General features: G+C 68.2%; 10 protein-coding genes. 4 read left to right on the plus strand and 6 right to left on the minus strand.

The window, feature by feature from the left end; translation table 11 throughout:
• From Q0379_RS18240 to Q0379_RS18250, 3 genes are all read right to left on the minus strand, one after another.
• A partial coding sequence (locus tag Q0379_RS18240) for a DUF1254 domain-containing protein (RefSeq protein ID WP_299014867.1) occupies positions 1–391 on the minus strand: 391 nt, incomplete at its 3' end.
• Positions 392–497: 106 nt separating this feature from the next.
• Positions 498–914 carry a host attachment protein gene (locus tag Q0379_RS18245; protein WP_299014870.1) on the minus strand — a complete coding sequence of 139 codons (417 nt, stop codon included), beginning with the start codon at positions 912–914 and terminating at the stop codon, positions 498–500.
• Between the two features lie 107 nt (positions 915–1,021).
• Positions 1,022–1,828 (minus strand): RNA methyltransferase, encoded by an 807-nt coding sequence (locus tag Q0379_RS18250; RefSeq protein WP_299014872.1) that lies wholly within the window; start codon positions 1,826–1,828, stop codon positions 1,022–1,024.
• A 77-nt stretch (positions 1,829–1,905) separates the two neighbouring features.
• On the opposite strand from Q0379_RS18250, the gene Q0379_RS18255 reads away from it, so the two are divergent.
• Positions 1,906–2,901 carry a serine hydrolase gene (locus Q0379_RS18255; RefSeq protein WP_299014874.1) on the plus strand — a complete coding sequence of 332 codons (996 nt, stop codon included), beginning with the start codon at positions 1,906–1,908 and terminating at the stop codon, positions 2,899–2,901.
• Here Q0379_RS18255 and Q0379_RS18260 read toward each other — a convergent pair.
• A complete protein-coding gene (locus Q0379_RS18260) occupies positions 2,898–5,324 on the minus strand; it encodes an ATP-binding protein (protein WP_299014890.1) in 2,427 nt (808 codons plus the stop codon). The two genes, Q0379_RS18255 and Q0379_RS18260, sit on opposite strands and share 4 nt — an antisense overlap.
• A 335-nt stretch (positions 5,325–5,659) precedes the next feature.
• On the opposite strand from Q0379_RS18260, the gene Q0379_RS18265 reads away from it, so the two are divergent.
• From Q0379_RS18265 to Q0379_RS18275, 3 genes are all read left to right on the plus strand, one after another.
• Positions 5,660–6,877 carry an NADP-dependent isocitrate dehydrogenase gene (locus tag Q0379_RS18265; RefSeq protein WP_299014877.1) on the plus strand — a complete coding sequence of 406 codons (1,218 nt, stop codon included), beginning with the start codon at positions 5,660–5,662 and terminating at the stop codon, positions 6,875–6,877.
• A 117-nt stretch (positions 6,878–6,994) separates the two neighbouring features.
• Positions 6,995–7,561: a DUF2939 domain-containing protein gene (locus Q0379_RS18270; protein WP_299014880.1), complete on the plus strand. Its 567-nt coding sequence runs from the start codon at positions 6,995–6,997 to the stop codon at positions 7,559–7,561.
• A gap of 10 nt (positions 7,562–7,571) precedes the next feature.
• The gene (locus Q0379_RS18275) at positions 7,572–8,516 is read left to right on the plus strand and encodes an AEC family transporter (RefSeq protein WP_299014882.1); all 945 of its coding nucleotides are present in this window, start codon (positions 7,572–7,574) and stop codon (positions 8,514–8,516) included.
• Positions 8,517–8,522: 6 nt separating this feature from the next.
• Here the strand turns inward: Q0379_RS18275 and Q0379_RS18280 are convergent, their stop codons facing one another.
• Both Q0379_RS18280 and alaS read right to left on the minus strand, forming a co-directional pair.
• On the minus strand, positions 8,523–9,044 hold the full coding sequence (locus Q0379_RS18280) for a hypothetical protein (RefSeq protein ID WP_299014884.1): 522 nt from the start codon (positions 9,042–9,044) through the stop codon (positions 8,523–8,525).
• Positions 9,045–9,164: 120 nt separating this feature from the next.
• Positions 9,165–11,553 (minus strand): alanine--tRNA ligase (alaS, locus tag Q0379_RS18285; protein WP_299014887.1); only part of this gene is annotated, 2,389 nt, incomplete at its 5' end.

Here is an 11,553-nt window from a genome sequence, read left to right on the forward strand (position 1 = left end):
CGATCGTGCGCGTCCCCAGCACCACGTTGTTGTTGGTGAACATGTCCATCACCGCGGCCGAGTAGTAGCGCTGGCCCATGGGCGGGACGGTCAGGGTCGCCGGTCCCTTGGTCAGGTCCAGGAAGGCGTAGGAATAGAGGGTGTCGTTGTTGGGCGTGGTCACGCGACGGGACGTGTGGTCCGCCAGGGTTCTCGCATGGTCCAGCTTGTTGATCGCCGCGCCGGGCGCCTTCAGCAGCCGCGCGCGGGTGGTCGCCATCTCGATCAGCGGCAGGGCGTAGAGATAGGCGTCGCGCGCCGCCATCGCGTCCGCGGGCGAGGCGGCGCGGGCTTGTAGGCCCGGCGCGAAACCCAATGCGCCGGCCAGGGCCAGCAATTCCCGACGGTTCATGGCGACCTCCCCAAACATTTGTTTGGAAGAGTGAACGCGGGAAAGACGAGCGGCGCAAGGCCGCTCGTCTCCCGTCTACCGCTCCCGGGGAGCCGCCGGGCGCGTATCAGGCGGCGTTGGCGTAGCGCGCGGCGTGCACCGCGGCTTCCAGCGTAATGATGGTGGCGTCGACCCGCTCGTGCGGATCCGAGCCAACGACCTTCTTGGCCAGGCCTGGCGACAGCGCATCGCGCAGATGGCCCAGCGCGCGCGGCGGCGCGACCAGGATGATCTGATCGAAGTGATGTTTGGCGGACAGACCTTCCAGTCGCTTGGCCAAGCCGGTCAGGAACGCCTTTTCGGCGCGGTCCCGAGCGTCGCCCGAGTGGGTGATGTGGCTGGGGGCGGCGTGGTCGTGATGTTCCTTCACATCGGCCAGCCATTCGGGGCGGTCATGCAGCGGACCGTCAATACGCGGCTGTTCCAGAAGGCGGGCGCGACGGCCGTCGGCCACGACAACGAGGGTGATGGCGTCTGGGTTCATGGACAGGCTCCTAGCTAACCAGTGACGCCAGCTTGCGCCTCGCCGATCCGGCGGCGGATGATCCAGGTCAAATCCGCCGCCCCATCCCGTCCTTAAGGGCGCACGCGCTAAGGAGCCGGCTTTTTGGCCGCCTTCTCCGCCAGCTTGGCCAGAACGCGCCCGCGCCCCTTGCTGAGCGCCGTGATCACGCCCCGGAAGGTGCGGACCTCCTGGTCGGTCAGGCGGGCGCGGGCCAGCGGGACGCGCAGGTTGCGGACCATCGACGGCTTCTTCTCGGGCGGATGGTAGAAGCCCGCCTTCTCCAGCTCGTCCTCGAGGTGCTCGTAAAGACCCAGCATGGCGGCCTGGTCGGCGGGCTCCTCGACGTTCAGCTCGAACTTCTTCCAGGGCCGATCGTCCTGGGTCATCTTCCATTCGTAGGCGTTGATCGACACGGCCTGGGCCAGGTTCAGCGACCGGAAACGCTCGTCGATCGGGATCGAGACAATGGCTTGGCACAGGGCGATGTCGTGGGTCTCCAGCCCGGCGCGCTCGCCGCCGAACAGCAGACCGACCTTGCGACCATGGGCGACTTCCTCGGCCAGATGGGCGGCGCTCTCGCGCGGCGTATAGACGGGCAGGCGCGTTTCACGCGGGCGGGCCGTGGTCGCGTAGACCAGCTTCAGGTCGGCGATCGCCGCCTCCAGCGTATCGAACACCTTGGCGTCGTCCAGCGGCCAGCTGGCGCCCGAGGCGCTGGCCCATGCGCGCTCCTGCGGCCATCCGTCGCGCGGTCGCACCAGGCGCAGGTCGTAAAGGCCGAAATTGGCCATGACCCGCGCGACCGAGCCGATGTTCTCGGCCAGCTGGGGTTCGTTGAGGATCACGCAGGGCGGCGCGGGTCGCGTCGCGGCGGACGGATTTTCGTCGGTCATCCGCACCCTTTGCCGCCGACCGCGCGCCGGATGCAAGGGGTCTTGCAGCCGAACCGCCACGGCCGCGTTTAGCGCGGATGTCGCGCCGCGCCTTCCTGACCGCCCTCGCCGTCCTGCCCATCCTCGCCGCCTGCGAGCGAAAACCGATGTTGGGCCAGGAAGAGCCGGCCATGGATCCCAAAGGCCTGCAGAAGGCCATGGAGCCTGTCGCGGCGCGGGCCGCGCCCGCCCTTCTCGGCGTGGCCGCCGAGGACCTCGGCACGCGTCAGATCTGGGCCTTCAACGGCGATCACCCTTTCGCGCTGGGCGCGGCGGCGCGCGTTCCGATCCTGGCGGCCGTGATGGCCGAGCGCGAGGCCGGCCGCCTAGACCCGAACGAGACGCTTCAGGCGCGCGACGTGGACCTGTCGCCGCCGCCGAGCGCGATCGCCGACGCCTGGCCCGGCCGCGCCGCCTATGCCGTGAAGGAACTGGAAGCCTTGGCCCGCGCTGGCGACAACACCGCGCTGGACCTGCTGACCAAGCGGATTGGCGGTCCCGGGGCGGTGAACGGCTGGCTGGGCGTCAAACAGCTGGCCGGGATTTCAGTCGATCTCTATCGCCGGCAGGCCGAGACCGAGGCGGCGGGCCTGGCCTCGTTCCGCGCCGATTGGAGGGGGCAGACGGCCTGGCGCCAGGCGCTGGCGAGCGTTCCGGCCGAAACGCGCGCCGCGGCCGCCCGCCGACGCGCCGCCGATCCGCGCGATACGGCGACGCCGGTCGGCATGGTTCGCCTGCTGGAAGCGTTCAACACACGCGAGGTCTTCGCGAGCGCCGATCCCCGCCCGCTGCTGGGACATGATCCCGGCTATCTGGCCGCCGCCCTGCCCAAAGACGCCAAGATCTGGCAGGTCGCCGGCTCGGCGCGGCAAGACCTTGGCCTTACGCCGGAGAGCCACGCCGTCGCCCTGATCGAGCTGAAGGATGGCCGCCGCGTCGCGCTCGCGGTCTTCCTGTCCGGCTCGACCGCTGACGCCGCGACGCGCGAGGCGATCGTCGCCGAGGCGGGCCGGACCGTGCTGAAGTCCTTCTAGCCCCTCCTCGCGAGCGCCAGCGCCTCGACCAGCTGCCCCGGATGCAGAGGCTTGGCCAGATGCAGGTCAGCGCCGGCGGCCTGGGCGGCGGCGACATGCTCCTCCATGGCGTTGGCGGTCAGCATGATGACCAGCATCGGCCGCGCGCCGGAGGCGGCTTCGCGGGCGCGGATGGCGCGGGTGGCCGACAGGCCGTCCATCACCGGCATCTGCATGTCCATCAGCACCGCGTCGAACGCCTTCTCGTCTAGCGCGGCGAGCGCCGCCTCGCCGTCGGCGACCAGGGTCAGGTCCACGCCGAAGGGCTGCAGCACGATCTCGACGACCTTGCGATTGGTGGGGTGGTCCTCGGCGACCAGCACCCGCAGCCCCTCCAGCGAGACGGTTTCGCCGGCCTCTTCTTCGGTCTCCGTCGGAAGCGCCTCGCAACGCGTCAGCGGCAGGACGACCTCGAAGCGCGCCCCCGCCCCCGGCGCGCCATCGGCGCTGATCCGCCCGCTCATCTTCTCGGTCAGCGCGGCACAGATCGACAGGCCAAGGCCCGTGCCGCCGTACTGGCGGGTGATCGACTGGTCGGCCTGGACGAAGCGCTTGAACAGGCGCGCGCGCACCGCCGCGTCGAAACCGACACCGGTGTCGCGGACAACGAAGCGCACGCCGCCCTCGACCTGATCGACGTCCAGCGCCACCTCGCCCGCGTCGGTGAATTTGACGGCGTTGGCCAGCAGGTTCGAGAGGATCTGGCTGATGCGCCCCGCATCGCCTTCGTAGGTTCCGGCCGTGTCTGGCGCGACGGACCAGCGGAAGGTCAGAGCCTTGGCCTGGGCGGCGGCGGCGTGAAGCTCGGCCATGCCCCGGACTAGGCGAGTCAGGTCGAACGGTTCGGGCGTCAGCTGGAACTCGCCGGCCTCGATCTTCGAAACATCCAGGATGTCGCTGAGCACCTGCTCCAGCAATCGGCCAGAAGACGAGACCAGAGCCGCCAACTCCCGGCGGACGCTCGAATCCTGCTCCTCGGCCAGGCGGTCGCCAATGGCGATGACGCCGTTCAGCGGCGTGCGCAGCTCATGGCTCATATTGGCCAGGAAGACCGATTTGGCTTGGTTGGCGCGTTCGAGCTCGGCCGTGCGCTCAGCCACACGCTCCTCGAGCGACCGTAAAAGCTCCTCGTTGCGGTCCCGCTGCCCGCGCAGCGAGCGGGCCAGGGCGCCGATCTCGTCCTCGCGCGCCTCGATTGGCGCAGCCGCCGACGGGTCGCCCAGCCGCTGGGCCTCGGCCAGGTCATGCAACGGCGCGACCACCATCTGGTCGGTCAGGCGATAGAGCAGCAGAATCTGCGCCAGCACGCCGAGGAAGCCGAACAACAGCACCCAGGAGGCGGTCTTCAGCGACGACCAGACGAGATCTCCTGACGGGAAGGTCATCAGGAACCACCAGCCCGGCTCGACCATACGGCCATAAGCCACCAGCCGATCGCCTCGCGGCGACAGCACCGCGCCCACATTGCGGTTCTGCGTCCGGATCGTCTGGACCAGGCGCTTGAGGTCGCTCTCCGCCTCGAAGCGGCGCAGAGAGAACGCGTCGACCGCGCCCTTGCGGGAAATCCCCTGGGCGGCGATCAATTCGCCATTGTCGGCGACGATCATGTTGCGACCGCCCGGCAGAGCGTCGCCGACCACCCGCAGTAGGTATGAGTCCAGCGAGATGCTCGCTCCGAAGGCGCCGACGAACCGATCCTTCAGATAGAAGGGCGTCAGGCAGGCGACCGTCAGCCGGCGTCCCGTCGGGTCGGAGATCAGCCTCCGCAGCTTGGTGCACTTCATCGCCCGTTCGGGGTTGTTCTCCGGCAGGGTCAGGAGGGTCATTTCCTCGCCGGCGATGCTGAGGTCCGGCGGCGCGTCCCGCCGGTAGAACTGCAGCTTGTCGGCCCGATGCGGTCCGAACATCACAAGACGCGAGTCCGGCGTGAAGAAATAGAAGTTGTCGTAGTGACGCAGCTGCGCCTCGCCCGTCGCGGCCACCACGTCCAGGGCGGAGACCAAAAGCGCCTTATCGGCCGCCGTCAGGTCGGCGGCGTTGGGCAGGTACGCCCCTATGCCATAGATGTACCGCTCGCCGATCCGCGCCCCGTCGAACAGGCCGGGCGCCGAGCGGCGGGTGCCGTCGCCATGGTCAGGGAACAGCGCGTCGAACCTGACCAGGTCTTGCGCAGGGTCGTCATTCTCCAGGCGGCGGGTCAGCGCCTTAGCCGCGGCGTCGTGAACCTTCACCAGGTCGGAGAACAGTCGGTCCTCGGTCTTGACGCGTTCGCCGACATAGGCGGCTAGGTGGCGGGTCTGGGTGTCGGCGGCGCTTTCGCGCACAAAGAAGAAGGCTGCTGCAGTCGCGACTCCCGTCACCGCGATGGACAGCATGGCGACCATGGTCAGCAGACGACGCGCCAGGGGCCGCGTGACCTGAGCATTCGTGGCTGGATTGCCGTTCACCGCGCCCCCGCGCCGGTCGCTTCTGCGGACCGGCTTCACAATGGAATTTCAACCGCTCGCTCTAAAACGCTCTCGCACTCGATTTCCGTCCCGCGCCCCCGCCGACGGAAACCCCAAAACAACGAACTCCAGGATCGAACTTCAGCCTGCTCTTAAACCGATCCGCTTTTCCCTCGTCACGCAACAGTCTATAGCCACCCGGTCCGCGCCGCGTCCTGGCCCTGTGCGCCAGGCCGCTCCAGGCGCGCCACCGCCAGAGGAACTGCCCCGCTATGGCCAAGATCAAAGTCGCCAACCCCGTCGTCGACATGGACGGGGACGAAATGACCCGGATCATCTGGAAGCTCATCAAGGATAAGCTGATCTTCCCGTACCTGGACCTGGAACTGGATTACTACGACCTTTCGGTTGAAAATCGCGACGCCACCGACGACCAGGTGACGATCGACGCCGCCAACGCCACCAAGAAGCACGGCGTCGCCGTCAAGTGCGCCACCATCACGCCGGACGAAGCCCGCGTGAAGGAATTCAATCTCAAGAAGATGTGGAAGTCGCCGAATGGCACGATCCGCAACATCCTGGGCGGCGTGATCTTCCGTGAACCGATCATCTGCCAGAACGTGCCGCGTCTGGTGCCGGGCTGGACCCAGCCGATCATCGTCGGCCGTCACGCGTTCGGCGACCAATACCGCGCCACCGACTTCCTGTTCCCCGGCAAGGGCACCCTGACGATCAAGTTCGTCGGCGAAGACGGCCAGACCATCGAGCACGAGGTGTTCAAGGCCCCGGGCGCCGGCGTCGCCATGGCGATGTACAACCTCGACGAGTCGATCCGCGAGTTCGCCCACGCCTCGTTCGCCTACGGCCTGAACCGCAAGTACCCGGTCTACCTGTCGACCAAGAATACGATCCTCAAAGCCTATGACGGTCGCTTCAAGGACATCTTCCAGGAAGTCTACGACGCGCACTACGCCGAGCAGTTCAAGGCCCTGGGCATCCACTACGAGCACCGCCTGATCGACGACATGGTCGCCTCGGCGCTGAAGTGGTCGGGCGGCTACGTCTGGGCCTGTAAGAACTACGACGGCGACGTGCAGTCGGACATCGTCGCCCAGGGCTTCGGCTCGCTGGGCCTGATGACCTCGGTTCTGATGACGCCGGACGGCAAGACCGTGGAAGCCGAGGCCGCCCACGGCACCGTCACCCGCCACTATCGCCAGCACCAGAAGGGCGAGAGCACCTCGACCAACTCGATCGCCTCGATCTTCGCCTGGACGCGTGGCCTGGCCCACCGCGCCAAGTTGGACGACAACGCCGAGCTGGCCAAGTTCGCCGCCACCCTGGAAAAGGTCTGCATCGACACCGTCGAGAGCGGCTACATGACCAAGGACCTGGCCCTGCTGGTCGGGGACAAGCAAGGCTGGCTGACCACCGAAGGCTTCCTCGACAAGATCGACGAGAACCTGAAGAAGGCCATGGCCGCGGCCTAAGCTTCGCCCTCGCGAAGACGCCGTCAGAGCGCCCCCGGATGACCTCCGGGGGCGTTTTTCGTTCTGGACGTTAAGGTCGTAAGGCTGTCTATCCCCTCCTGACCTTTCGGAGTCGCCATGACCCTGCAGAAGCGGATCTGGGATCTGATCGTGCTGGCGATCTTCGTGTTCGCCGCCGCGTTCGTCTCCGCGCCCTGGTTCGCGTTCCGGGCGCTGAAGGCGGCGGCGCAATACGAGGATGTGCAGGCGATCGGCGAACTGGTCGATTTCCCCGCCGTCCGAAGCAGCCTCACAGCCCAGCTCGTCGTCGACGCGCCAGCGGCCAAGCCGGAAGCCCCCTCGATCTGGCGCGACCCCATGGGGGTCTTCAAGAAGGCCGTGGAGCCGATCGCTCCGCCGGAGCCCAAGGTGGATCGCTATCTGACGGTGTCGGGCTTCAGCGCCCTGACGCGCGGCTACGCCCCAGGCGCTCCGCCGCTCGAACCTTCCTCCGGCGACGCGCTCAAGCAGGCCATCAAGGGCCCTCACCCGACGATCGCCTATTGGGACCCGAACCGCGTCCGCATCGTGGTCAAGCGGCCCGGAGCGCGCGGCAAGACAACCGTCTTCACCTTCGAGCGCCGGGCGCTGCTCACCTGGCGGCTGGTCCATATTCGCCTGCCGGCCGGCGAGCGGCAGGCCTGAGGCTCCGATCTTGATCGCTCTCGTCGCCGACGTCCTCGCCCGGGTCTGGCCGTTCTTCCTGCTGGTCGGAGCTGGACTGGTCCTGACCCGCCTGCGCCTCTTGGACGGCCCGCAGGCGCGCGGCCTGTCCAGCTATGTCTACTGGATCGGTTTCCCGGCCCTGCTGGTCCACTCGCTATCGCGCATGGGCCGTCCAGGGGCCGAGCTGACGGCGGGCTTGGCGGCCTACGCGACGGCGGGCTTGGTCGTCATGATAGCGGTCGTCATCCTGGGCCGAGCGCTGGGCTGGACCAAGGCCGAACAGTCCGGCGCGGGGATCGCCAGCGGCGTCGGCAACAGCGCCTTCCTGACCCTGCCGATCACCGCCGCGGTCATGGGCGCCGAGACCGCGCGCCTGGCGGCGGGTGTCATCGCGGTCGATTTTGTCATCCTGTCCGCGGCTGGCGTGGGCCTGCTGGGCTGGGCGGCGGGACGTTCGATATGGCGCTCGATCCTGCAGGCGTTCCGCAATCCCGTTGTCGCCGCCGCGATCATCGGAGCCGCTCTGGCCCTGCTCGAGATCAGACCGCCGGAGGCCCTGGATCGGGCCCTAGGGCTAGCGGCCGCCTCGGGCAGCCCCGTCGGCCTCGTGGCGCTCGGCGCCGCCCTGGGCCTGCGCGAAGCCGAGAGCGAGGCCGCGCCTCGCTCCACTGTCGTCGTCACGGCGGCGCTCGCCAAGCTGGCGCTGTTCCCACTCCTGGCTTGGTTCGCCATCGGCCTGACGCCCGCACCGCCGGCCTTCCGCGCCGGGGCGACTCTTCTGGCCGCTGCGCCCACGGCGGTCAGCGTCTTCATTCAGACGCGCGCCTACAACGTCTTCGCCCGAGGCGCGGCCCGCACCGTCGCCCTGACCACGGCGCTGGCGATGATTACCCTAGCGGTCGCGGTCCTGCTGCTGGCGCCGGCGCGGCTCTAAAGATCTTCAGGACGTCAGCTTGTTTCCACTCAACAGGCTCGAAGTCGGTCGGCCGCCCGGCGGCCCCTGGTCGCCCGCGGCCCAGCCAGCCGGACACGAGCCGAGGCGCTGATAGCGTCGGGCCTGGACGATCTTGCCGCCGTCGTCCTGCAGCGGCTGCAAAGCGAAGCGAACGGTGAAATCGTCGGCCGCCTTGCGCGTCGTCGTGACGTAGAGACCATAGCGCGCGCCGCCCGCCTCGCAGCGCGAGACGTGCTCATCGGCGCTGTCCTTGGCGGGCTTGCCCACGGGCTCGCACGACTGACCGTTGATCCGCGGCTCGACGCGAGAGAACGAAGCGATCAGTTCCGGATTGGCGCAGACGTCCACGACGCCGGACTGACCGCCGGAGTCCTCAACCACCTCCACACGCCACAGGGATGGCGGCGCGTAGCGCACCTGCGTCTTGGCCACTTCACGCTCGCAGCCGCCGAACGCCAGAACCAGGCCCAGGGCCGCCAAACGCGCCATCGACACTCGTGAGGACATCGGCCGCTCCAGAGATTACACCTGTAACTCAATTGAGGCCCGATCCGGGCCAGCGTCAAGCGGATACGAAAAAGGGGACGCCTTTCGGCGCCCCCTTCTGTCTCGTCGATGTGGATCGGCTTAGCCGGCTAGCGCCGCCTTGACGGCCGCGAGGCCTTCCTGGGCCTTGCTGTCGTCCGGCGCGCCGCCCTGGGCGAAGTCGGCCTTGCCGCCGGCGCCCTGGCCGCCCATGGCGATCACGGCGGCCTTGGCGAGGTCGGCCGCGCTGAACTTGCCGGTCAGGTCGGCGGTGACCGCCACCGTCACGGCGGCCTTGCCGTCCGAGGTGCCGACCAAGGCGACGACGCCCGAGGTCAGTTGCTTCTTGAACTCCTCGGCCACGCCGCGCAGCTCCTTGCCGCCGACGCCGTCCAGGACGCGGGCGATCAGGGGCGTTCCGTTGACGTCCTCGGGACCCGAAGCCGCGCCGCCGCCGCCCAGGGCCAGCTGCTTCTTGGCCTCGGCCAGCTCCTTCTCGAGGCGCTTGCGGTCGGCGATCAGGGCGTCGACGCGCGAGGCGACCTCGGCGACCGGGGTCTTGAACTGGTCGGCCAGCGACTTGGCGACGCCCGCCTGGTCCAGCAGGAAGCGGCGGGCCGCCTCGCCGGTCAGGGCCTCGATGCGGCGCACGCCGGCGGCGACGCCCTGCTCCGAGACGATCTTGAACAGGGCGATGTCGCCGGTGCGGGCCACGTGGGTGCCGCCGCACAGCTCGACCGAATAGGCCTTGGCCTCGTCGGTCAGCGACTTGCCGAGCGTCAGCACGCGGACGCTGTCGCCGTACTTCTCGCCGAACAGGGCGACCGCGCCAGCCTCAATGGCCTCCTGCGGGGCCATTTCCTTGGTCTCGGCCGGGACGTTCTGGCGGATGACCGCATTGACCTCGGCCTCGATCTTGTCGAGCTCCTCGGGCGTCAGCGGGCTGCCGTGGCTGAAGTCGAAGCGCATGCGCTCGCCATCGACCATCTGGCCCTTCTGGGCGACGTGCGGGCCCAGCACATGGTGCAGAGCGGCATGCACCAGGTGCGCGGCCGAGTGGTTCGATCGGGTCGTGTGACGGCGCTCGGCGTCGACCGAGACCACGACCTTGTCGCCGACCTTCAGCTCGCCCGACAGCTCGACGCGGTGGACGTGCAGATCGCCGGCCTGCTTCTGGGTGTCGATCACGCGGTTCTCGCGACCATTGGCCTCGAGCATGCCCTGGTCGCCAGCCTGGCCGCCGCTTTCGGCGTAGAAGCTGGTGCGGTCCAGCAGGACCTCGACGGTCGTGCCGCCGGTCGCGCTCTGGACCTCGGCGCCGTCCACGACGATCGCCTGGACGACGCCCGTCGTCTCGGTGGTCTCGTAGCCGACGAAGTCCGTCGCGCCGTTCTTTTCCTTGATCGCGAACCAGGCGGCGGCCGCGCCCTGCTGGCCCGAGCCGGCCCAGTTGGCGCGCGCCATTTCGCGCTGCCTCTGCATCGCCGCGTCGAAGCCGTCGGTGTCGACCGTCAGGCCCTTGGCGCGCACGGCGTCCTGGGTCAGGTCCAGCGGGAAGCCATAGGTGTCGTAGAGCTTGAAGGCGGTCTCGCCGTCCAGCACGCCGCCGGCCGACAGCTTGGCGGTCGCTTCGTCCAGCAGGCCCATGCCGCGGCCCAGCGTGACGCGGAAACGTTCTTCCTCCTGGCGCAGGGTCTCGACGATCGAGGCCTCGGCGCGGCGCAGTTCCGGATAGGCCTGCCCCATCTCGGCCACCAGGACCGGGGCCAAGCGGTGCATCAGGGGCTCCTGCGCGCCCAGCAGATAGGCGTGGCGCATGGCGCGGCGCATGATGCGGCGCAGCACATAGCCGCGGCCTTCATTGGCGGGCAGCACGCCGTCGGCGATCAGGAAGCTGGTGGAGCGCAGATGATCGGCGATGACGCGATGGCTGGCCTTATGCTCGCCATCCGTCGCGGTGCGGGTCAGTGCGCCGCTTTCCGCGATCAGCGCCTTGAACGTGTCGGTATCATAATTGTCGGTCACGCCCTGCAGCACGGCGGCGATGCGTTCCAGACCCATGCCGGTGTCGATGCTGGGCTTGGGCAGTTCCGATACGATCTCGTTGGCTTCCTGCTCATATTGCATGAAGACGAGATTCCAGATCTCGACGAAGCGGTCGCCATCCTCTTCCGGAGAACCGGGAGGACCGCCCCAGATATGATCGCCATGGTCATAGAAGATTTCCGAGCAGGGACCGCACGGTCCGCTGTCGCCCATGGCCCAGAAATTATCCTTGGTGGGGATGCGGATGATGCGGCTTTCGGGCAGGCCGGCGATCTTCTTCCACAGGTCGAACGCCTCGTCGTCCGTATGGTATACGGTCGCGGTCAGTTTGTCGGGCGACAGGCCCCATTCCCTGGTCAGCAGGGTCCAGGCATGGGTGATCGCCTGTTCCTTGAAATAGTCGCCGAAGCTGAAGTTGCCCAGCATTTCGAAGAAGGTGTGGTGG

Origin of the sequence: uncultured Caulobacter sp., from assembly GCF_937900395.1 — a bacterium.
Classification (GTDB): domain Bacteria; phylum Pseudomonadota; class Alphaproteobacteria; order Caulobacterales; family Caulobacteraceae; genus Caulobacter.

Bases quoted from the DNA above. Each gene is read 5' to 3' on its own strand.
- Q0379_RS18245 (WP_299014870.1), bottom strand. From the start codon at position 914: ATGAACCCAGACGCCATCACCCTCGTTGTCGTGGCCGACGGCCGTCGC.
- Q0379_RS18250 (WP_299014872.1), bottom strand. From the start codon at position 1,828: ATGACCGACGAAAATCCGTCCGCCGCGACGCGACCCGCGCCGCCCTGC.
- Q0379_RS18255 (WP_299014874.1), top strand. From the start codon at position 1,906: ATGTCGCGCCGCGCCTTCCTGACCGCCCTCGCCGTCCTGCCCATCCTC.
- Q0379_RS18260 (WP_299014890.1), bottom strand. From the start codon at position 5,324: ATGGTCGCCATGCTGTCCATCGCGGTGACGGGAGTCGCGACTGCAGCA.
- Q0379_RS18265 (WP_299014877.1), top strand. From the start codon at position 5,660: ATGGCCAAGATCAAAGTCGCCAACCCCGTCGTCGACATGGACGGGGAC.
- Q0379_RS18270 (WP_299014880.1), top strand. From the start codon at position 6,995: ATGACCCTGCAGAAGCGGATCTGGGATCTGATCGTGCTGGCGATCTTC.
- Q0379_RS18280 (WP_299014884.1), bottom strand. From the start codon at position 9,044: ATGTCCTCACGAGTGTCGATGGCGCGTTTGGCGGCCCTGGGCCTGGTT.